We start from the raw sequence: 19,859 nt of genomic DNA on the forward strand, positions 1-19,859 counted from the left end.
GCGCCCGTGCAGCACCGGTATCGGCGCCTCCGGCGAGACCTCGACCATGGGCGGCGCCGGCAATGTCGTGGCCAACATCGTTTCGCTCGGCGCTGCCGCTATTCCCGTCTCGGTCATAGGCACCGATGTGGCAGGCGATAGCCTGGTGCGGATGCTCGGCGAGCTTGGCGCCGATACGGCGGGCCTCGCGCAGGAGCGTGGTCGCATGACCTCGTCCAAAAGCCGCTTCAGCGCGCTCAACCAGCAGGTGCTGCGTTTCGACGAAGAGGAGATCAAGCCGCTCGGCGCTGCGGAGCGAGCCGGCCTGATCCGGCATTTCCGCGCCGCGCTGGCGCACGCCGACATCGTCATCCTGTCCGATTACGGCAAGGGCATCCTGCTCGACGGCGTCGCCGGCGACTTGATCGCCATCTGCCGCGAGGCTGGAAAGCCGGTGCTGGTCGACCCGAAAGGCCGCGATTACGCGCGCTATGCCGGGGCGACCGCCATTACCCCCAACCGCAAGGAACTCGGCGAGGCCGCCGGCCATGCGGTGTTCGCCGATGACGAGATCGTGGGTGCCGCACGCGAGCTGATTTCGGCACATGGTTTCGATTTCGTGGTCGCGACGCGCAGCGAAAAGGGCATGAGCGTGGTCGGCCCCGACGAGGCGCGCCACATCGCCACCCAGGCGCGCGAAGTGTTCGACGTTTCGGGCGCCGGCGACACGGTGATCGCGAGCTTCGCGCTGGCGCTGGCCGTGGGCGCCGATACGGTCATGGCCGCTTCGATCGCCAATGCCGCTGGTGGCGTCGTGGTGGGAAAACGCGGCACCGCGCGGCTGACGGTCGAGGAACTCACCGGCGCGCTGTTCCGTTCGCATGGGCCGACGGCCCACAAGGACGCCATCCTCGACGCCACGTCGGCCGCGCGCATGGTGGCGGCGTGGAAGGAAGAGGGCCTGAGCGTCGGCTTCACCAATGGCTGCTTCGACATCCTGCATGCCGGCCATGTCAGCTTGCTGCACGCGGCGCGCAGCCAATGCGACCGGCTGGTGCTCGGCCTCAACAGCGATGCTTCGGTGCGGCGACTGAAGGGCGCCGGGCGCCCGGTCAACGACCAGCACGACCGCGCCTGCGTGCTGGCAGCACTTGCCTCGGTCGATGCGGTCGTGGTTTTCGAGGAAGATACGCCGCTGGCGCTGATCGAAGCGCTGCTGCCCGACATACTGGTCAAGGGGGCCGATTACACGGTCGACACCGTGGTCGGCGCCGATGTGGTGCAGAAGGCCGGCGGACGCGTCGTGCTGGTCGATCTGGTCGCCGGAAAAAGCACCACCAACACCATTGGCAAATTGCGCGCCGGCGGCACCACAAACTGAGGGTTTCATGTCCGAGTTGAACGATTACCTTGTCCGCTCCGTGGCTGCCATATCAGCCATGGTCGAACGGGACCTGACCGGTGAGATGGAGCGGGCAGCGAGCGCCGTGGTGACTGCGCTTTCGTCGGGGAAAGCTTTGCTCATCGCCGGCAATGGCGGCTCGGCCAGCGACGCCATCCACATTGCCGGCGAACTGGTCGGCCGCTTTCTCAAGGAGCGCAAGGCCTACAATGTCATCGCGCTGCCGGCCAATGCAGCGGTGCTGACCGCCTGGGGCAACGACTATGGATTCGACACGGTGTTTTCGCGCCAGGTCGAGGCGCATGGCGCTGCCGGCGGCGTGCTCCTGGCGATCTCGACCAGCGGCAATTCGCCGAGCATCCTTGCCGCCGCCGAACAGGCGCGGAGGATGGATATGACGGTGATCGGCATGACCGGCGACACCGGCGGCAAGCTGAAGCCTCTGTCCGATATCCTGCTCAACGTGCCGTCGACCTCGACGCCGATCATCCAGCAGGGGCATCTGTGCCTTTACCATCATCTGTGCGAGGTGGTCGAAGCGCGCCTCAGCAATGGCTGATCCCACGACCTCTGGCCGCTTTCCGCTGGCGGAGCCGGGCCTATGGGTCGAGCGGGTCGGCTCAAGGGTGTTCGCCGCCGGCTCGCCGGCGCTGTTCCTCGATCGCGACGGCACCGTCAATGTCGATACCGGCTATCCGGATGATCCTGCCGAAATGGTGCTGCGCGCGGACATAGCCGCGGTGATAGCCGCCGCCAACCGGGCTGGCATTCCGGTCATCATCGTCACCAACCAGTCGGGCATCGCGCGTGGCTATTTCGGCTGGGGCGATTTCGCCGCCGTCAATGGCCGCGTGCTCGAGCTGCTGCGCGTCGACAATGCGTTCGTCGATATGGTCGTCGCCTGCGCCTATCACGAAGCTGGCTCCGGTGTGCTTGCGGTTGCCGATCATCCGATGCGCAAGCCCAATCCGGGCATGCTGCTGGAGGCGGCCGGGCGCCTCGGGCTCGATCTGCGGCGTTCGCTGATCGTCGGCGACAAGGAGGCCGACATGGAGGCGGGACAACGCGCCGGCCTCGCGCAGGGCTGGCTGGTAGATGGACAAGCAGCTGTCCGATCGGGCTTCACAATTCGGCCTTGGTGCGAGCGCGCGGATTTCGACGGCCTGCTCGCCGCAATAGCTGCGCTTGGCACCGCCTCGGGCGCGCCGTGACGGCTTACATCCGATCTTTGTCTCGCCAGGCTTCATAAAGCTTGGCCTCTGTCGCGAACGAATACAGCATCACCAGCATCGAATAGACGAACCCGTGCCGGCCGCACAGGAAGTAGCGCTTGGCCAGGTAGAACTTCAGAAAGTTGCCGAGCGGCGACAGCACCAGTCTTATCAGGCCGGGCTTCTTGGCTCGTTCGACAAGCGTGGCAACCTTGAGGCTGGAGTAGGTGTTGGCCCTTGCCAGATCCTCGGCAATAGTCATTTCGCGGCGATGCAGCAGCACGCCATTTTCTATCGTGCCGGTTTCGCCTGGCACCTCGAACGACTCATGGACCCGCAGATTGAGGTCCATCGTGGCCTTGTCGCGGCGGAAAAGACGCAGCAGCCTGTTGTGAAGCACCCAGCGGTGCGCATAGCCATAGCCCTTCAGCTTGTCGCGGCGTCTGATGTACCATCCGTCGAAGGCGTCATTCCCAAGCTGGGTCACATTCGTGATTGACTGCCTGAGCACGTCGTCGATGGCCTCGTCGGCTTCAATCGAAAGGCACCATGGTTGCGTGGCCTGATCGAGCGCGAATTGCCGCTGACGAGGAAAGCCCGGCCAATCGTTGTGAAACAGCCTTATCGGGTAGCCTTTGGCGATGTACCCGTTGACGACGTCCAGAGTGCTGTCCGTCGAGCCCGAATCGACGACGATGATCTCGGCGCAGAAATCGACGCTTTCCAGGCACTCGCCGATCATGTCGGCCTCGTTCATGCAGATGACCAGCGCCGAAACCGGGCTAGAAAATCGAGTCATCGTCCCACCCCACGGCACACTGTTCTCGGAATTGGGCTGCCCTGCGCCCCTGTTTACGCAATCCCGAAAGCGCTATGCGCTTTACCCGGGAAAACCGTTACATACTTTTTCTGGAATTGCTCTAGGAAACCAACAAGACGGCTACGGCAGAAATTCCGGCTTCACAGGAGAGCTATCGAACGCCAAAGCGGCGCTGATATGGCGAGGCCTTCAAGCGACATCGGCGAAAGCTCGTTGCGGTTCAGCCGGCTCAAGGCTGTGCGAACGAGACCAGCCCTTCGTCCTTGACCCGGCGGATGGTGAGCGCTGTGCGCACCGTGTCGACATTCGGGGTCGAGGTCAGTTCCTCGATGACGAAGCTCTGGAAGGCGCCAAGGTCGCTCGCCACGCAATGCAGCAGGAAATCGGATTCGCCCGACACCATCCAGGCGTCGCGTACGATCGGCCAGCCGCGGGTGCGCTCGGCAAAGATGCGCAGTTCGGCATCGGCCTGATGATGCAGGCCGACCAGGCAGAAGGCAACGACATCGAGGCCGAGCGCTGGTGCATTGAGCAAGGCACGGTAGCCACGGATGATGCCGGCTTCCTCCAGGCGCTTGACGCGGCGCAGGCATGGCGGCGCCGAAATGCCGACGCGGTTCGACAGTTCGACATTGGTCATGCGGCCGTCGCCCTGCAATTCGCGCAGGATCTTCCAGTCGATGGCGTCGAGGTCGGCCTTGAGCGGCATGGGGGCTCTCGATCATGAGGGGCAATACGCAAGAATCTTGCGTGATTTTGTAATTAAACGACTTCGCTGTCCATTCCATCCTTCGCCCGGAATATTTCGCGGGATCAGCGGCCGACAGGTGCGACAAAGCTTTCCGGGGACGAACACCAACTTGCCTTGCTGGCGTCGTGGGCAACACTTACATTACGCGCGACAATGATCGAGTTTTCCATGCCGCAATTGCCGGCAGCCCTCCGCAGAGGCTTTAGATGACCACCAAGCACGCGCCCGTTCTCATCATCGGTTCCGGCCCGGCCGGCTATACGGCGGCGGTCTATGCCGCCCGCGCCATGCTGAAGCCGATGCTGGTCGCCGGCCTGCAGCAGGGCGGGCAGTTGATGATCACCACCGATGTCGAGAATTATCCCGGCTTCGCCGACCCGATCCAAGGTCCGTGGCTGATGGAGCAGATGCTGAAACAGGCCGAGCATGTCGGCACCGACATCATCAACGACATCATCACCGAGGTCGACCTCAACGTGCGACCGTTCCGCGCCAAGGGCGATTCCGGCACGACCTATACCGCCGACGCGCTGATCATCGCCACCGGCGCGCAAGCGAAATGGCTGGGCATCCCGACCGAGCAGGACTTCATGGGTTTTGGAGTCTCGGCCTGCGCCACCTGCGACGGTTTCTTCTACAGGGGCAAGGATGTCGCGGTGGTCGGTGGCGGCAATTCCGCGGTGGAAGAGGCGCTCTATCTGTCCAATCTCGCCAGGAGCGTGACGGTCATCCACAGGCGCAGCGATTTTCGCGCTGAACGTATTCTGCGCGAGCGGCTTCTGAAGAAGGACAATGTCCGCGTCATCTGGGACACGATCGTCGATGAGATCACCGGCCGGCCCGGCAAGACGCCGCTGCCGCCCTCGGTCGAGGGGCTGAAGCTAAAGCATGCGGTGACCGGCGAGGTGTCGCACCTCAAGATCGACGGCGTGTTCGTGGCCATCGGCCATGCGCCGGCGGTTGAACTGTTCGCCGGCAAGCTCAAGCAGAAGCCGAACGGCTATCTGTGGACAGCGCCGGATTCGACCCGCACCGATGTGCCGGGCGTGTTCGCGGCCGGCGATGTGACCGACGATATCTACCGCCAGGCGGTGACGGCAGCGGGGCTCGGCTGCATGGCCGCGCTCGAGGCGGAGAAGTATCTGGCCGGCATCGAAGTGCATCGCGAAGCGGCCGAGTAGAGAGTTCAGAGAGCGGCTTAGAAACGCCGTGTAAAAGCCTGATTTTTCATTCAGACGCCAAAACAGAACGAGGGGAATCATGGCGTTGGACTGGGACAAGCTACGCGTGTTTCACGCTGCGGCGGAGGCGGGGTCGTTTACCCATGCGGCCGAGACATTGCATCTCTCGCAATCGGCGATCTCGCGGCAGGTCAGCGCGCTCGAGCATGATGTCGGCGTGCCGCTGTTCAACCGCCACGCCCGCGGGCTGGTGCTGACCGAGCAAGGTGAGATGCTGTTTCGCACGGCGCATGACGTGCTGATGAAGCTGGAGACCATCAAGTCCCGGCTGACCGAGACCAAGGATCGCCCGTCGGGCGTGCTGCGGGTGACGACGACGGTGGGGCTGGGCGCCGGCTGGCTGACCGAGCGGGTGCAGGAATTCATCGAACTCTATCCCGAAATCAGCCTGCAGTTGATCCTCGCCAACGAGGAGCTGGATCTCACCATGCGCCAGGCCGATTGCGCCATCCGGCTGCGCCAGCCGCAGCAGCCGGACCTGATCCAGCGCCGCCTGTTCACCGTGCATTTCCACCTCTACGCGGCCCCATCCTATGTCGCCAAGCACGGCAAGCCGTCTTCCGTCGCCGAGCTGAAGGCCCATCGCATCGTCACCTTCGGCGTGCCGGTGCCGTCGCATCTGTCGGAGCTGAACTGGCTGGAAACGGTCGGTGATTTCGAAGGCGGACAAAGGGTGCCGACGCTGCAGATCAACGACATATTGTCGATCAAGCGGGCGGTGCAGGGCGGTGCCGGCATCGCCATGCTGCCCGACTATGTGATCAGCAAGGACTCCGATCTGGTGCAGCTGCTGCCGGAGACCGAGGTGCCGTCTTTCGACACCTATTTCGCCTATCCCGACGCGATGAAGAACCAGGCCAAGCTGCATGTGTTCCGGGACTTCATCATCGCCAAGGCCCGAAGCTGGTCCTTCTGATTTTCGTTTTCACGCCCTACGGGATTATCCCCGCCAGGGCATCAGCCGAGGCAGCCAGCCGGGCACGTTGCGGCGGTAGGTCTCGTATTCGGCGCCATAACGGCGGCTAAGCGTCGGCTCTTCATAGAGCCTGACGAAGGCGCCCATGGAGACAGCGCTGACGGCGGCATAGGCGACCAGCGCCCAGCTCGAGAACAGCAGCGCCTGGCCGAGGATGATCGACAGCACGGCGACATACATCGGGTTGCGGACATGGCGGTAGATGCCGCCTATCACCAGCCTCTCGGTCGGGGCGACCGGTGCGGGTGTGCCCAGGCCCTCAAGCGCAAAACGGCCGAAGGCATGCAGGAGTGCCGCGCCCGCGGCAACGATCAGAAGCCCGCCAACAGGGGCAAAGCCCGGCAGGCTCGACCAGGGCAAGCCCCAGCGATCGGTCAACAGCCAGGGCACCAGCCCGGCAACCACGCACGGCGCCGCGATGAAGAAGGCCGCACTGCCGGCGATCGCCGAAAACCTCCGCATTGGCTGCTTGCTCCGCGATTGCCTTAGAAATGCACGCCTGCTGCCCGCTTCCACATCATTGCCCAGTTTTGGCATTTCGAGCCGAAAGCCAGCCGAGATTAGCGATTCTGTAGTTGCAATTGCCCGATTCAGCGCTCCATTTCGACGATTTTGCTGGTCCTATTGGCTTCTGGAATGGGTTAGACCACAGCCTGCGTCTTTTTGCATGTGTGTGTTGCAAAATAGATGCTTGTTTCTTGGGCATGATGAGCACATATATAGATCATCTCCTGGGCGCGTTCTCCTCCCATTAGCGCCCTCGAGTGTTCCCCTCTGGAGGTTAGCCTTAACAGGCACTCCAATCAAACTCAGCCGGATCTTCATTGATCCGGCTTTTTTGTTGCCTGTACCCTGCTGGGCCGGCCAAAAATTCCATCACAATTGCCACGTAACGGTGACATGTAACCTCTGGTAACATATCCCGGACGCCCGCGACCTGCTATGTAGATCATAGGACGCGGTGTGGTTCGGACGGGAGATGGGGGCATCACTCGTACGGCCCGGGCTCAGGCGGCTACCGCGTCCGAACCGTTTTTCCGCCGAACTCGGCGGTACCAAATGCGGCGGACCTGACGTTTTACCTCCCAAGGAAACGGTCCGCGAACAAAACGACGTCCGGTCCCCGCCGGACGTCGTTTTCTTTTGTTCCCCCGAATCAGGTTCGAGAGGAACGCCACGCCATCAGGCAGCCTTGCCGTTGGTGTTCATGGCGTCGTCAGCCAGACGGCCGGTGAGTTCGGCCATGTGGTCGAAGACGGCACGATAGCTGGCAACGCCCGCGGTCGCCGAGCGCAACTCGATGATCAGGTCGCCGATCTCGGCTTGCGGCATGGTTGCCTCGACGACATCCCATCCCGGCCAGTCGGGTCGCGCGTCGTAGCCGAGGATCTGGCCGCGCCGCTGCGGGATGAGAGCGATGATCTTCGAGGTGGCGTCGGAGGGGGTGACGATCTCGACCTTCATCACGGGCTCCAGGAGCACCGGCAAGCACGCGGCCATGCCTTCCTTCATCGCCAGCCTGGCCGCCATCTGGAAGGCCATGTCGGAGGAATCGACCGCATGATAGGAGCCGTCCGACAGGTTGACTGCGACATCCACGACCGGAAAGCCCAGCGGCCCGGATTTCAGATAGTCGCGGACCCCGGTCTCGACCGACTGGATGTAGGTCTTGGGCACGACGCCGCCGGTGATGGTGTCGGTGAACTGGAAGCCGGAACCGCGCGGCAGCGGCTTGATCTCGATCACCACGTCGCCGAACTGGCCATGGCCGCCGGACTGTTTCTTGTGACGGCCGCGCTGCTGCGCCGATTTGCGGATCGTCTCGCGATAGGGCACCGCCGGCGGATGACCTTCGACCGGTATCTGGTTCTTGCCTTCCAGCCGCTCGCGCACCACGCGCAGATGCATCTCGCCATGGCCCGACAGCACGGTTTCGGCCGAGTCCTGATTGTGGCGCAGGCTGAGCGAGGGGTCCTCCTCGGCCAGCCGCTGGATGGCGGCCGACATCTTCACTTCGTCCTTGCGCTCCTTGGGGCGGAGCGCGAAGGCGAAGACCGGCTGCGGCGGCTCGAACTGGACGAGCGGCTTGATGCCGCCCTTGGCCGAGCTCAGCGTCTGGCCGGTCTTGACCTCGTCCAGCTTGCCCAGTGCCACCGTGTCGCCGACCTTGGCGATGGAGAGCTTGGACTGGTCCTTGCCGAGCATCCGGTAGATGCCGGAAACCTTGGCCGTGTCGCCGCCGGGCAGCCAGAGTTCGGAACCGTCGACGACCTGACCGGAGAGGATGCGCGACACCGACAGCTTGCCGCCATGCGAGGTGTGGATGGTTTTCATCACCTGGACCAGGGTAGCCGCGCCGTCGGGTGCACCGAGCCGTTTGCGGGTCGCCTCGATGTCGGGCGCGTCGTGGCGGATCGCCTTCAGGAGGCGCAGCACGCCGTTGCCTTTCTCGGCGGTGCCGATCAGCACCGGGATCACCGCACCGTCACGCAGGTCGGCGGCGAGGTCGTCGAAGATCGCATCCTTGGGCGGCTCGATCTCCTCGAGCAGTTGTTCCATCAACTGGTCATCATGGTCGGCCAGCGTCTCCAGCATCGAGAAACGCGCTTCGAGCTCGCGCGCCTTGTCGTCGCCGGGAATCTGCGCCACCTCGCTTTCGGCATATTCGCGATAGATGTAGGCGCGCTCCAGCGCCAGGTCGATCGAACCAATGACGACACCGTCCTTGCGCAGCGGAATCTGGCGCAGCAGCAACGGCACGGCACTGGCCGGCTGCAGCATCTTCAGCGTGTCGCGCACGCCGGTGATTGCCTTGTCGACCTTGTTGAGGAACAGAATGCGCGGCACTCCGAGATCGTCGAGCTTGCGCATGATCAGTTGCAGGGCAGGGATCTTCTTTTCATCGGCCTCGGCTACGACGACCGCGAGGTCGCAGGCGGCCAGCACCGGTTCGGCCTCGAAAGAGAATTCGATGGAACCGGGACAGTCGACGAAGGTGATCTGCTCGCCCATGAATTCGGTCGTGGCGACCGTCGCCTCGACGCTCATGGCGTGGGCGCGCGCCTCGGGCGAATGATCTGAAACGGTGTTACCTGATGAAACGGGATTTTGTCGGGGAATTGAGCCCGTACGGGCCAATATGGCTTCGAGAAGTGTCGTCTTACCGCTTGCGAAGGGACCGACTATGGCAATGCATTTCGGTCCCGTGCGTCGTCCTCCGGCGCGAGTACCCATGACTGACCTCCACTCAGGCGTTTCCCGTAGGACCGACTGGCATGTATGGTTCAGGCTTGGTCAATCGGTCCTGAGCGGCGGCCGGCCTGTTCGACCGTCGCGGGCGGGGTTCTTTTCAAGTGCCACCTGCCCAAAGCCATCGTCCCACTTGTTTGCCGGCAGGGCAAGAAAAATAGAAACCCTTTGCTCGGCAGTGGACCGTGCGGATCATATGCTGGGGCTGGCAGCGGGAAGCTGTTGCACGTCGACCGATATCGGCCGAAACTGAAAACAGGCGACCCGTCGCCCGCTGCTTGAAGGACCATCGACCCATGAAGATCATTGCCTGCGGCAGCGTGCCGACCGTCATCGCGCCGGAAAAATACTTCGCCGGCCGGGTGCTGCAGACGCCGATCATCGAGAAAGAGGCGCCGGCGCGGCTGCGGGCCACGCTGGTCAGCTTCGAGCCGGGCGCGCGCACCCACTGGCATACGCATCCGCTTGGCCAGACGCTGTACGTGACGGAGGGCGCCGGGCTTGCCCAGACGTGGGGCGGCCCGATCCAGGAGATCAGGGCCGGCGACGTCATCTCGTTCGCGCCTGGCGAAAAACACTGGCATGGCGCGGCGCCCAAATCGGCGATGACGCATATCGCGATGCAGGAGGCGCTCGACGATGTCCATGTCGATTGGCTGGAGGGGGTCACCGACGAGCAGTTTGGCGGTCGAGACACCTAAGCCGGCGGAGGGCAGGCTTCTTGCCGCAGCGATGACGATCGTCGCGCAAGCTGCAAAACCGCTGGCATTTAAACCACTCGGACGCCCAGAAAATTCAGCCTCCGCCGGGCGCCTTCCCACGCCCTGATGCTGACATCGTTGAGATAGCAGTCCATCAAGACCCTGCAGCCGACCAAGATCTCGACCGGTTGTCCAGCAAAAACCATTGCGCCCGGCCGCCCAAAAAAATTGTGTATTGTTCCGTCGTCAAAGCCATTTTCTCCGAAATTGGCGAAATCCCCTACGTCCCCTTCAAACCAACGCTGAAAATCGACAAGGGTGCTGTTGCTTCGGTAATCTCGTCCCACGGCTTGATCGCCTGAAAAGGTGCCAAAAACGACATCGGTCGCCTGAAGGACTCTGGTGTGGCTGTAGCCGATTTCGTCACGCATCCACCTGTACCTTGTGTCGTAGGTGGAGACGAATTCCGCAAACAAGTCGAGCCGGCCGGTCTTCTTGGGAGTGTAGGTAAACCAGATGCCGCTTTCGAGCATGGCGTGCAGGTAATCTCTATCGCCGGCGCTGTTGTTTTCGAAAAATACCAAGCCGCCCAAATCCGGCGCCCCATCCCACTCGTAAGATTCGTCTCGCAGAATGCGTCCGTCCCCGGTCCGGTTGAACCAGCTGTATTTGTAGTTACCGAAGGTGCCAGGCCAAAAATGGAAATACTCATAGGGATCGCCTTGCAGTTGCCGCGTTTCCATCGGCATCGCCCCATCTTTGCGGCGCGGCAAGACAACCATTTCGGAGCGATCGAAACTGTTGCCTAGAATTCGCTTTCGATCGTTGCGATCGGCAAAGCGTTTCAGTTTTGCCCTGGTCCATTTTTCAGCTTCCTCGGTCCAGTAACAGCCCGACTGTGCTTTCAGGTAATCAATTTTTGCCTCGCCAAGAGCGGAGATCTGGCCCTCGTCGTTAGGGTCCGACTGCTTGAAATAGTTCATTGATGTGGCTGTCTGCTCGGCAAATGAAACACTGAGCGCCTGCTTGAACCGCTCGGTATTTTCAGTGCCCGGCCCGGACACTATGAATTCGCCGTCGTGATTGTTTGATGGATTGCCGCCTTTGGCCATGATGCATCTCCCTTCTGAGGCTTCATGGTTGATCGAATGCGGCCGGCTTCCTAGTCGTCATATGACGATGGTCCGCGGGTTCGCTGCGCACGTTTCCCGGATTGCAAGCTGATTTCGCGCGTCTGGCTCGCACGCCATGCCGGCCGGCAACGTCCCTCGGAGCCACTTCGGCTTTGACTGTAGCACCTGCATGGCCTCTAACTCACGTCTGGATATAGCCATGTCAAAGCACCGTCTGCCCCTGGTCGCCGCTATCTATCTTGGTTCGTTCGTGGCTCTGCTCGACGTCAGCATCGTCAATGTCGCGCTGCCGACCATCCAGCAGGCGTTGCAAACCGATTTCGGCGGCCTGCAATGGGTGGTCGACTCCTACACGCTGTGCCTGTCCGCCTTCATGCTGTCGTCCGGCCTGATCGGCGATCGCTATGGCCGCAAGCGCTCGTGGCTGGCCGGCGTCGGCATCTTCGTGGCCGGTTCGCTGATCTGCGCCGTCGCGCCCAATCTGCCGGTTCTGCTGGCCGGCCGGGTGGTACAGGGCATCGCCGGCTCGCTGCTCATTCCAGGCGCGCTGTCGATCCTGACGCAGGCCTTTCCCGATGCGCGCCAGCGCGCTGGCGTCATTGGCGGCTGGGCGTCGTTCGCCGCCATCTCTCTGCTCGTTGGTCCCGTCCTCGGTGGCATCCTGGTCGAGACCGTCGGCTGGCAAAGCATCTTCTTGATCAACCTGCCGCTGGGCTTGATCACGATCGCGCTCGGTGCTGTTTCGATCAACGAGACGGCGCATCCCGAACATGCCCATCTCGACCTCGTCGGCCTGGCTCTCAGCATCCTTTGGCTGGGGGCGCTGACCTTCGGCCTGATCTCGGCCGGCGAGAATGGCTGGGGCGAGCCAAGGACGGTCGCGGCGCTGGTCGCCGGCGTCGTCGGTCTGGCTGCTTTCCTCGGCTTCGAGGCGCGCACTGCACGCCCGATGCTGCCGCTTGGCCTGTTCCGCGATGTCCGCTTCGCCGTCGCCAATGTCGCTTCGTTCGCGCTCGGCTTCACCTCCTATTCCAGCGTCTTCTTCTTCTCGATGTTCCTGCAGCAGGTGCAGGGCTGGTCGCCGACGCAGACCGGCCTGCGCATGGCGCCGGCCTTCATCGTCCAGATCGTGGTGTCGCCATGGATCGGCAGGCTGAGCGCGCGCTATGGTCACTCCGCGCTGATGACCATCGGCTATGTTGCTATCGGCCTGTCCATGCTCGGCATGTGCTGGGCCGGCCCTTCGACGCCCTATGCGATGCTGTGCCTTCTGTTCGCCATTGGCGGCCTCGGCAATGCGCTTGCAATCCCGACCGGCAGCGCTGCCGCCATGTCCTATGCGCCGCGCGAACGCTCGGGCATGGTGTCGGCGGTCATCAATGCCACCCGCCAGAGCGGCCTTGCCATCGGCATCGCCTTGCTCGGCGCCTTGATGAGCATGCGGGCAACCAACCTTTTGACCGGGTATCTCGGCGATGCCGGTGTCGCCAACGCGGAAGCGGTCGCCCGTGCTGCGATTTCACGGCATGATTTCGCAACCGATGCGGCGATGGGCGAAAGCGGCGTGCATGAACTCTATGCTGCCGCCTATGCCGGCGGCTTCCACGCCGCGATGCTGACGGCAGCGATCGGCGCGTTCCTCACCGCCGCATTGCTGGTCGCCGTGCTGGCGCCGGCCGAGGCGCGCTCGGCCAAAGAGACCAAGCACGAGGCGTGAGGCTGACGGCCCATTAAAAAACCCGGCGGTGAAGCCGGGTTTTTGCATTCATAGTGCGTCGGTCAGGTCAGCGAAGCCGTAAAACGCTGGATGCGTGTGCAGGCTTCTTCCAGAAGCGTCTCCGAGGTCGCGTAGGAGATGCGGAAGTTGGGCCCGAGGCCGAAGGCCGAGCCGAACACCACCGCGACGCCCTCGGCTTCGAGCAGTTCCGAGCAGAAGGTCTCGTCGGTGTCGATCAGCCTGCCGGCCTTGGTCTTCTTGCCGATCAGCTGGGCGCAGGAAGGATAGACATAGAAGGCGCCTTCCGGCGACGGACAGGTGATGCCGCGTGCCTGGTTGAGCATCGACACGACAAGGTCGCGCCTGCCTTGAAAGATCGCCTTGTTTTTGGCGATGAAATCCTGCGGGCCATTCAGCGCCTCGACGGATGCCCATTGCGCAATGGTGCAGGCGCCCGATGTCTGCTGACCCTGGATCATGTCCATCGCCTTGATCAGTTGAACCGGACCCGCCGCATAACCGATGCGCCAGCCGGTCATTGCATAGGCTTTCGACACGCCGTTCATGGTCAGCGTGCGCTCGTAGAGCTTAGGCTCGACCTCGGCGATGGTCCTGAAGACGAAATCGCCATAGGTCAGGTGCTCGTACATGTCGTCGGTCAGCGTCCAGACATGCGGATGCTTCAACAGCACGTCGGCCAGCGCGCGCAATTCGGCTTCGGTATAGGCGGCACCCGACGGGTTCGACGGCGAGTTCATCAGCAGCCATTTGGTCTTCGGCGTGATCGCCTTTTCCAGCACGGAAGCGGTCAGCTTGAAGCCGTTGTCGATCGAGGTGTCGGCAAACACGGAGGTGCCGCCGCATATGGCCACCATCTCGGGGTAGCTGACCCAATAGGGGCGAGGAATGATGACCTCGTCGCCGGGGTTCAGCGTCGCCATGAAGGCGTTGAACAGGATCTGCTTGCCGCCGGTGCCGACTATGGTCTGCTCGGGCTTGTAGTCGAGATTGTTCTCGCGCTTGAACTTTTTTGCGATCGCCTCGCGCAGCGGCACGATGCCCGAAACCGGCGGATACTTGGTTTCGCCACGGCGGATCGCCTCGATTGCCGCATTCTTGATGTTGTCGGGCGTGTCGAAATCCGGTTCGCCGGCGCCAAGCCCGATAATGTCACGGCCGGCATTTTTCAGCTCGCGCGCTTTCTGCGTGACCGCGATGGTGGCGGAAGGCTTCACGCGGGAAAGGGTGTCGGCAAGAAAGGCCATGAGCTTGACGTCTCCATGGAAGATCGGCGCGGCCAGGAGCGACCGCGGCGCTTCTCATGTCGCATGATTTCGCGCAACGCAAGTATTGTCGGCTGATCCAGGTCTCAAGGAGCTGTGATCGGGACCCGGGGTCGGCAACAATAAATTCATTAACGAGCGGTAGAGGCTTGAGTGGCAGGATGGCAGACCAATTGCGGAGCGAGGAACCGTGTCGCGCAGCGTCGGGCTTGCCCACATCATCCGTCAGGACGACGGCACCTCCACCGGTGTCTGGGGTATCTACACGCTGCAAAGCGCCTTCCAGCCGATCTTCGCTTTCAAGGAAGGCAAGCTGTCGGTGGTCGCGTTCGAAGGGCTGATCCGGCCGTTCCGCGACGGCGAGCCGCAATCGCCGATGAATTTCTTCTCGACCTGCCCGGCCGCCGACCGGCTGCATATCGAGGCGCTGACCAGGACGCTGCATCTTCTCAACGCCGGTGCCTGCCTGCCGCGGGAAGCATCGATCTTCGTCAATTTCGACCCGTCAGTGTTCACCGAACGCGCCGTTGCCGACGCTGCCTTGCGCGAAATGCGGCTCGTGCTGCACGAGGCCGGCATCGACCCGCGTCGCGTCGTCTGCGAGGTGACCGAGCAGCGGTCGGCGTCGCAGGAAGCCTTGCATGGCTTCGTCGCGGCACTGAGGGCCAACGGTTTTCGCATCGCCGTCGACGATTATGGCGCGGACGATTCCGACATCAATCGGGTCAAGGAATTGAAGCCGGATATCGTCAAGTTCGATGCCTACTGGATCACGCAGCTGATGGAGTCCGGCGCCGGCTTCGCGTTGCTGACCACCATGGTGAAGAACTTCGAGGAGCAAGGTATCCATACGGTGTTCGAAGGCATCGAGGAGGGCTGGCAACTGGAGCTCGCCGAGAAATCGGGTGCGTCGATGGTGCAGGGTTTCGTGCTGGCGCGGCCCGAATTGGCGCCGACCAGCTTTGGCGTCTTCGACAAGGCCAGGCAGGCGCCTGTCGCTGCTGCCGTCGACACGTCGGCTCCTGCCGTGGGAACGCCTTCGGCGCGGCCGGTCAAGGCCTTCGGGCGCCGCGTGGCGACATGAGAGACGATCGGCGGCGCAATGTCGGCGATGCGATCCGGGTCGACGAAGTCGGCATCGAATACGGCATCCATGGCGAGTTCCGGCTGCGCAGCGCCTATCAGCCGATTTTCGCGCCGCGCGGCCGTTTCCTTCACGCGGTCGCGGCCGAAGCCCTGATCGAGCCGCACCGTGCCGGCCGGCCCGGCGCGCCGAAGGTGTTCTTTGAAAGCGTTGCCGTCTCGGACCGGCTGTTTGTGGAAACCATGTGCCGGGCGCTGCATCTCAGGAATTTCCGCAACATCGGCGTCGACGGGCTCGACCTGTTCTTCAACTACAACCCGTTGATCAACGACCATGCCGGGCGGGCATTGGCCGAGATTCGCCTGATGACCAGGCATCTCGGCGAGTTCGGCCTGGCGCCGGCCATGCTGGTCTGCGAAATCACCGAACAGGCGGCGGACGACGCGCTTCTCGTGCGGCTGGTGCGCGAGATGCGGCGCGACGGCATCCGCATCGCCATCGACGATTTCGGCACCGGGCACTCGACCGAGGAGCGGGTGAGCCTGCTCAAGCCCGACATCGTCAAGATCGACGGCACCTGGTTCGCGGAGTTCTGCCGCCACGCTGCCGCCGAACGGTTCTTCCGCCCGCTGGTTTCCAGCCTGCATGACCGCGGCGCCAAGGTGCTGGTCGAAGGCATCGAGCAGCCCACCCATCTGCGCGTCGCGCTCGAAGGCGGCGTCGACCTGCTGCAGGGTTTTCTCCTTGCCCGTCCGGCCTTGGCCGGCACGGTATTCGAGGAGAAACCGCTGGTCATCGATGCGCTGCTGGGCCGGGACAGCAAGGTCGTGCCCCTCTTTGGCTAGGGCATGTCGATATTCAGGTGATGCCGGCCTGCAAACGGCGGCTTCCTGCGCTTCCCTAGTTCTACTGCCACGCAGTAGAACTGAGCTCACGTACTTAAGTACGCTCCGCTCCGGTTCTCGGAACCCACCGTTTTCGGCTCGGCCTGACCTGAATCTCAACATGCCCTTCAACGGCCTCAGATTTTCGGCGATTCACATATCAGCGGCGCTGATCGTCGTACCAAAACAAATCATTGGTTGAGACCGCCGCCGCTGCGATAATCGCGCGGAGACAGTGCTCCGGGGAACAGCCATGATACTTTACGGCATGATCGACAGCGGCAATTGTTACAAGCCGCGCCTGCTGATGGCCAAGCTTGGCCTTGGCTTTACCAATGTCGAAGTGAGTTCGCACACCGGCGATACGCGCAAAGCCGACTTTGTCGCCAAGAATCCGAATGCTATGGTGCCGCTGCTCGAGTTCGACGATGGCCGGCGGCTGGCCGAATCCAACGCCATCCTGCTCTATCTCGCCGAAGGCACACGCTTCCTGCCGGCGGACAGGTATGAGCGTGGGCTTGCCTATCAATGGCTGTTCTTCGAGCAATACAGCCACGAGCCTTACATTGCCGTGCGCAAGGCGCTGCTGACCTTCCCCGAACGTGCTGGGGATGCGACCCCGGAGCGGCTGGCGGTGACGCTGGAGCGCGGCAACAAGGCGCTCGGCGTGATGAACAGGCATCTGGAAAACAATGCTTTCTTTTCCGGCAGCACGCTCAGCGTCGCCGACATCGCGCTCTATGCCTATACGCATACGGCGGAGCAGGGCGGCTTCCATCTCGACGCCTATCCGGCGGTGGCGGCCTGGCTTGGCCGAGTGGAAGCGGATCCGGGGCATGTGCCGATCGAGTGGATGGGGTAGTTTGTCCCGCGCCAGGTGGGCGGATGGGTAGCTACTTCAAGAGATGATCATAGTCCGCATGGGTGCCGATCCAGAACCAGATCACATCATCGTTGGTGCGGGTGGCAACAGCCCGGTAATTGTCGTCAACTCGCGCAGACCAGTAGCGTCCGACCTGTTTGAAATGCAGCGAGGGATCAAAAGGGTGGGAGCGGAGTCTTTCAAAACGCCTGTCCGCTTTTGCTCTGATCGCCGATGGCAGTTTTTCGTAAGCCTCCCAGAACGATGGGGAGGCGACGTGATTCACAGAGGCCGCGTCCGACCAGCGCGATGGTCCGTCAGTGCCTGTTCGGCAAGCTTATCCAATCGGCCGGCTTTCGCATCGGCCTCGATCTGCCGATCCCACATATCCTCCCGAAGCGCTTCGAACCAGGCAGCAAACGCCTTCAGTTCTTCAGGGCTCAGTTCCGCAACGGATTTTTCAATTTGCTCAAGCTTGGTCATGGCCGAATGATACCACTACTAGGCTAAAAGTACCACCGGTGGGACTGTAGCGCCCGTTGCAGCACCTAACCCCAGACAGCAAAAAGGCGGGATTAAATCCCGCCTTCCATGCTTGGTAGCCTGATCGGGAACGTCCGGTCCGGGCTGGCAGCTATCTGCTGATCCAGCTTGTCGGGTCTTTCCGCTCCAGCGCGCTTCTCGCGCGACTGTCAGTACATCCGTGACTTGCCGCGCGCCCCGAGCTCTCGCCCGGCGCGCGCTATCGCAAAATCAGGCTGCCTTGCTCAGAGATCCAGCGGACGACTTGCCAGTGCGGCGGTCCTGCTCGATCTCGAAGTTGATCTTCTGGCCTTCGACCAGGGTCGACAGTCCAGCACGCTCGACAGCGGAGATGTGGACGAAAACGTCCGCGCCGCCCGCGTCAGGCTGAATGAAGCCGAAGCCCTTGGTGGCGTTGAACCACTTGACCGTTCCAGTTGCCATTTAGATAGTCCTTCACATTTGCTTTAGATTGACCAGACCGAGGTCCAGCCGGTGTGCATCGAGATTTTGGAGATAGACGTCAGCAAACGCGATTATCGCGAGGCCCGGATCGATCGGCCGAAATATCAATGGAAGGCATATAGGCTGCTTTCGCACGAAAAACAAGACTGCGTGAGAAAGCCGTGATGAGGGCGCCGCCCAATGGCCGCCCCAATCGCGTGAGAGCGTCGCGATGATCGGAGCCTGTGGGCGCTCGATCCACACCCGCTTGGGAGGGGATCTTGGGGGAGAGGACCATGAAAATCATTCTGCTTGCCGCCTGCCTCACGCTTGTCGCCGCCCAGGCGCAGGCGATCTCGCGCTACGACCCGACGCGTATGGGTTGCGGCAAGGTTCAGGGGACGATCGCCCGGCAAGGGGCCGTCATCCTGCGCTACCAGTCGAAGCGGGTGCCTAGACTGCCGCTCTACGACCGCTATGTGCAGAGCCAGCGATTCTGCAGCATGGGCGAGGTGAGGACACGGGCCTACGTGCCGAGCGCCGACACAAAGTCCTGCCCGGTCTACAACTGCAAGCGGCCGGACAATGACCGGCATTTCCGCCGGCGGTTCTTCCACAACAACTAGGCACCTGCCTACAACAATTAGGCACCTGCCTACATCAGAACCCGAACGACACCTGCGCTGGTGGCGGGGGGCCGACGCGCACGCCTTCCATGGCCAGCATCTTCTCCTTGGTGATCGATCCGCCGGGCGCCGAGAAGCCGCCGATCTTGCCGCCGGCGGCAAGAATGCGATGGCAAGGGATGACCAGCGGCACCGGATTTGAGCCAAGGGCGGCCCCGGTTTCGCGGGCGAGCCCGGCATGGCCGGCGGTTTTGGCCAGCTCGCCATAGGTGGTGGTTTCGCCGAAGGAGAGTTTTCGCGCCGCGTCGTAAATGGCGAGGCGGAAATCGTCGACGCCGTCGAGATCGACCGGCACGGCGGAGAAATCGATGTCCTCGCCCGCCGCATAGGCCTTGATCGCCGCGATCAGCTCGACCACCCATGGCGGCTGCGCCGTGGCACTGGAAACGCCGCCATGGCGCAGCAGGCGCCGCTCCACCGCTTCGCGGCTGCGTTCGGGCAGGCAGAGCCGGATCAGGCCCTTTTCGCTCCACGCAATGCCCATGAAACCGATCACTGTTTCTAACACTGCGTGGCCGGCCGTGATCGAAGCTGTCGTGACCATGATGCGTTCCTTCCCGCAAAGTGGCGAAATCCGGGATTGGTCCCAGTACATATGCGGAACAATATGGCATCACCGCCTGCGTCTCGCCACCCGAAAACCACCTGATCGCCCCGATTGCCCGGCCTGAATCGCTGGTGTAAGGAATTTCTTAACAACCCGACAAACCGGACCCGAGCGCGGCTTGCCAGCAAAACTCAACCTTATCGTGATCGGCGTGATCCTGGCCGCCGCCGGCATCAGCGGCTGCACGTCGACCTCGCAGATGAAGTCCGCGCCTGCTCTCACCGAAACAGCGACCGTCGCCGGCACTGACGCCGGTTTCACCGTGCCGCTGCCGGAGACGGTTTCGGTGCTGCCGGAATCATCAGGG

The 19,859-nt window shown here is 62.5% G+C and carries 21 protein-coding genes and 1 pseudogene; 12 read left to right on the forward strand and 10 right to left on the reverse strand.

All coding sequences use genetic code 11. The features are described 5' to 3' along the window. The 3 genes from rfaE2 to EN964_RS04135 all read left to right on the forward strand — a co-directional run. Positions 1-1,360 (forward strand): D-glycero-beta-D-manno-heptose 1-phosphate adenylyltransferase (gene rfaE2, locus EN964_RS04125; RefSeq protein WP_127276185.1); only part of this gene is annotated, 1,360 nt, incomplete at its 5' end. A gap of 7 nt (positions 1,361-1,367) precedes the next feature. Next, on the forward strand, positions 1,368-1,940 hold the full coding sequence (locus tag EN964_RS04130) for an SIS domain-containing protein (RefSeq protein ID WP_127270425.1): 573 nt from the start codon (positions 1,368-1,370) through the stop codon (positions 1,938-1,940). Next, on the forward strand, positions 1,933-2,592 hold the full coding sequence (locus EN964_RS04135; protein ID WP_127267434.1) for an HAD-IIIA family hydrolase: 660 nt from the start codon (positions 1,933-1,935) through the stop codon (positions 2,590-2,592). The genes EN964_RS04130 and EN964_RS04135 overlap by 8 nt, the downstream gene beginning before the upstream one ends. A gap of 4 nt (positions 2,593-2,596) precedes the next feature. Here EN964_RS04135 and EN964_RS04140 read toward each other — a convergent pair whose 3' ends face one another. Both EN964_RS04140 and EN964_RS04145 read right to left on the reverse strand, forming a co-directional pair. Next, the gene (locus EN964_RS04140) at positions 2,597-3,391 is read right to left on the reverse strand and encodes a glycosyltransferase family 2 protein (RefSeq protein WP_127267435.1); all 795 of its coding nucleotides are present in this window, start codon (positions 3,389-3,391) and stop codon (positions 2,597-2,599) included. Positions 3,392-3,641: 250 nt separating this feature from the next. Continuing rightward, positions 3,642-4,121 carry an Lrp/AsnC family transcriptional regulator gene (locus EN964_RS04145; RefSeq protein WP_013530077.1) on the reverse strand — a complete coding sequence of 160 codons (480 nt, stop codon included), beginning with the start codon at positions 4,119-4,121 and terminating at the stop codon, positions 3,642-3,644. Between the two features lie 248 nt (positions 4,122-4,369). Between EN964_RS04145 and trxB the strand changes: the two genes are divergently transcribed. Further along, complete coding sequence (gene trxB / locus EN964_RS04150) at positions 4,370-5,344, forward strand: thioredoxin-disulfide reductase (RefSeq protein ID WP_127267436.1); 975 nt, start codon at positions 4,370-4,372, stop codon at positions 5,342-5,344. Between the two features lie 79 nt (positions 5,345-5,423). After that, positions 5,424-6,320: a LysR family transcriptional regulator gene (locus EN964_RS04155; RefSeq protein ID WP_023809733.1), complete on the forward strand. Its 897-nt coding sequence runs from the start codon at positions 5,424-5,426 to the stop codon at positions 6,318-6,320. Between the two features lie 24 nt (positions 6,321-6,344). Here EN964_RS04155 and EN964_RS04160 read toward each other — a convergent pair whose 3' ends face one another. Continuing rightward, positions 6,345-6,842: an isoprenylcysteine carboxylmethyltransferase family protein gene (locus EN964_RS04160; RefSeq protein WP_127267437.1), complete on the reverse strand. Its 498-nt coding sequence runs from the start codon at positions 6,840-6,842 to the stop codon at positions 6,345-6,347. A gap of 720 nt (positions 6,843-7,562) precedes the next feature. Then, positions 7,563-9,614, reverse strand: coding sequence for an elongation factor G (locus EN964_RS04165; RefSeq protein ID WP_127267438.1), 2,052 nt, complete (start codon positions 9,612-9,614; stop codon positions 7,563-7,565). Between the two features lie 311 nt (positions 9,615-9,925). Here EN964_RS04165 and EN964_RS04170 point away from each other — a divergent pair, with 311 nt between their 5' ends. Next, complete coding sequence (locus tag EN964_RS04170; protein ID WP_127267439.1) at positions 9,926-10,330, forward strand: cupin domain-containing protein; 405 nt, start codon at positions 9,926-9,928, stop codon at positions 10,328-10,330. Positions 10,331-10,398: 68 nt separating this feature from the next. Here the strand turns inward: EN964_RS04170 and EN964_RS04175 are convergent, their stop codons facing one another. Further along, positions 10,399-11,442, reverse strand: a complete 1,044-nt coding sequence (locus EN964_RS04175) for a hypothetical protein (RefSeq protein WP_127267440.1) — start codon at positions 11,440-11,442, stop codon at positions 10,399-10,401. A 220-nt stretch (positions 11,443-11,662) separates the two neighbouring features. On the opposite strand from EN964_RS04175, the gene EN964_RS04180 reads away from it, so the two are divergent. Next, entirely contained in the window at positions 11,663-13,180 is a 1,518-nt protein-coding gene (locus EN964_RS04180) for an MFS transporter (protein ID WP_127267441.1), read from the forward strand. A 62-nt stretch (positions 13,181-13,242) separates the two neighbouring features. On the opposite strand, the gene EN964_RS04185 is transcribed toward EN964_RS04180, so the two are convergent. After that, positions 13,243-14,445 carry a pyridoxal phosphate-dependent aminotransferase gene (locus EN964_RS04185; RefSeq protein ID WP_127270426.1) on the reverse strand — a complete coding sequence of 401 codons (1,203 nt, stop codon included), beginning with the start codon at positions 14,443-14,445 and terminating at the stop codon, positions 13,243-13,245. A gap of 208 nt (positions 14,446-14,653) precedes the next feature. On the opposite strand from EN964_RS04185, the gene EN964_RS04190 reads away from it, so the two are divergent. The 3 genes from EN964_RS04190 (at position 14,654) to EN964_RS04200 (ending at position 17,293) form a co-directional block, all read left to right on the forward strand. Further along, complete coding sequence (locus EN964_RS04190) at positions 14,654-15,547, forward strand: EAL domain-containing protein (RefSeq protein WP_127270427.1); 894 nt, start codon at positions 14,654-14,656, stop codon at positions 15,545-15,547. Next, positions 15,544-16,392: an EAL domain-containing protein gene (locus EN964_RS04195; RefSeq protein ID WP_127270428.1), complete on the forward strand. Its 849-nt coding sequence runs from the start codon at positions 15,544-15,546 to the stop codon at positions 16,390-16,392. Before EN964_RS04190 ends, EN964_RS04195 begins: the two co-directional genes overlap by 4 nt. A 292-nt stretch (positions 16,393-16,684) precedes the next feature. Next, a complete protein-coding gene (locus EN964_RS04200) occupies positions 16,685-17,293 on the forward strand; it encodes a glutathione S-transferase family protein (protein ID WP_127270429.1) in 609 nt (202 codons plus the stop codon). Positions 17,294-17,324: 31 nt separating this feature from the next. Here the strand turns inward: EN964_RS04200 and EN964_RS04205 are convergent, their stop codons facing one another. From EN964_RS04205 to EN964_RS04215, 3 genes are all read right to left on the reverse strand, one after another. Further along, positions 17,325-17,579, reverse strand: coding sequence for a hypothetical protein (locus EN964_RS04205; protein WP_127270430.1), 255 nt, complete (start codon positions 17,577-17,579; stop codon positions 17,325-17,327). Continuing rightward, a complete protein-coding gene (locus EN964_RS04210) occupies positions 17,576-17,776 on the reverse strand; it encodes a hypothetical protein (RefSeq protein ID WP_027039317.1) in 201 nt (66 codons plus the stop codon). Before EN964_RS04210 ends, EN964_RS04205 begins: the two co-directional genes overlap by 4 nt. A 270-nt stretch (positions 17,777-18,046) precedes the next feature. Next, positions 18,047-18,259, reverse strand: coding sequence for a cold-shock protein (locus EN964_RS04215; protein ID WP_010910991.1), 213 nt, complete (start codon positions 18,257-18,259; stop codon positions 18,047-18,049). A gap of 296 nt (positions 18,260-18,555) precedes the next feature. On the opposite strand from EN964_RS04215, the gene EN964_RS04220 reads away from it, so the two are divergent. Next, positions 18,556-18,885: a hypothetical protein gene (locus EN964_RS04220; protein WP_127270431.1), complete on the forward strand. Its 330-nt coding sequence runs from the start codon at positions 18,556-18,558 to the stop codon at positions 18,883-18,885. 34 nt (positions 18,886-18,919) lie between these two features. Here the strand turns inward: EN964_RS04220 and EN964_RS04225 are convergent, their stop codons facing one another. Next, a complete protein-coding gene (locus EN964_RS04225; protein ID WP_127270432.1) occupies positions 18,920-19,489 on the reverse strand; it encodes a methylated-DNA--[protein]-cysteine S-methyltransferase in 570 nt (189 codons plus the stop codon). Between the two features lie 181 nt (positions 19,490-19,670). Here EN964_RS04225 and EN964_RS04230 point away from each other — a divergent pair. Beyond that, a pseudogene (locus EN964_RS04230) lies at positions 19,671-19,859 on the forward strand (lytic transglycosylase domain-containing protein); the annotation flags it as partial.

Source organism: Mesorhizobium sp. M7A.F.Ca.CA.001.10.2.1, from assembly GCF_003998575.1.
Lineage (GTDB): Bacteria > Pseudomonadota > Alphaproteobacteria > Rhizobiales > Rhizobiaceae > Mesorhizobium.

Excerpts from the sequence above, each read along its gene's own strand:
- EN964_RS04165 (WP_127267438.1), bottom strand. The coding sequence starts at position 9,614 with ATGGGTACTCGCGCCGGAGGACGACGCACGGGACCGAAATGCATTGCC.
- EN964_RS04185 (WP_127270426.1), bottom strand. The coding sequence starts at position 14,445 with ATGGCCTTTCTTGCCGACACCCTTTCCCGCGTGAAGCCTTCCGCCACC.
- EN964_RS04195 (WP_127270428.1), top strand. The coding sequence starts at position 15,544 with ATGAGAGACGATCGGCGGCGCAATGTCGGCGATGCGATCCGGGTCGAC.
- EN964_RS04180 (WP_127267441.1), top strand. The coding sequence starts at position 11,663 with ATGTCAAAGCACCGTCTGCCCCTGGTCGCCGCTATCTATCTTGGTTCG.
- trxB (WP_127267436.1), top strand. The coding sequence starts at position 4,370 with ATGACCACCAAGCACGCGCCCGTTCTCATCATCGGTTCCGGCCCGGCC.
- EN964_RS04225 (WP_127270432.1), bottom strand. The coding sequence starts at position 19,489 with ATGGTCACGACAGCTTCGATCACGGCCGGCCACGCAGTGTTAGAAACA.
- EN964_RS04170 (WP_127267439.1), top strand. The coding sequence starts at position 9,926 with ATGAAGATCATTGCCTGCGGCAGCGTGCCGACCGTCATCGCGCCGGAA.
- EN964_RS04215 (WP_010910991.1), bottom strand. The coding sequence starts at position 18,259 with ATGGCAACTGGAACGGTCAAGTGGTTCAACGCCACCAAGGGCTTCGGC.
- EN964_RS04130 (WP_127270425.1), top strand. The coding sequence starts at position 1,368 with ATGTCCGAGTTGAACGATTACCTTGTCCGCTCCGTGGCTGCCATATCA.
- EN964_RS04220 (WP_127270431.1), top strand. The coding sequence starts at position 18,556 with ATGAAAATCATTCTGCTTGCCGCCTGCCTCACGCTTGTCGCCGCCCAG.
- EN964_RS04145 (WP_013530077.1), bottom strand. The coding sequence starts at position 4,121 with ATGCCGCTCAAGGCCGACCTCGACGCCATCGACTGGAAGATCCTGCGC.
- EN964_RS04175 (WP_127267440.1), bottom strand. The coding sequence starts at position 11,442 with ATGGCCAAAGGCGGCAATCCATCAAACAATCACGACGGCGAATTCATA.
- EN964_RS04160 (WP_127267437.1), bottom strand. The coding sequence starts at position 6,842 with ATGCGGAGGTTTTCGGCGATCGCCGGCAGTGCGGCCTTCTTCATCGCG.
- EN964_RS04135 (WP_127267434.1), top strand. The coding sequence starts at position 1,933 with ATGGCTGATCCCACGACCTCTGGCCGCTTTCCGCTGGCGGAGCCGGGC.
- EN964_RS04200 (WP_127270429.1), top strand. The coding sequence starts at position 16,685 with ATGATACTTTACGGCATGATCGACAGCGGCAATTGTTACAAGCCGCGC.
- EN964_RS04140 (WP_127267435.1), bottom strand. The coding sequence starts at position 3,391 with ATGACTCGATTTTCTAGCCCGGTTTCGGCGCTGGTCATCTGCATGAAC.
- EN964_RS04155 (WP_023809733.1), top strand. The coding sequence starts at position 5,424 with ATGGCGTTGGACTGGGACAAGCTACGCGTGTTTCACGCTGCGGCGGAG.
- EN964_RS04210 (WP_027039317.1), bottom strand. The coding sequence starts at position 17,776 with ATGACCAAGCTTGAGCAAATTGAAAAATCCGTTGCGGAACTGAGCCCT.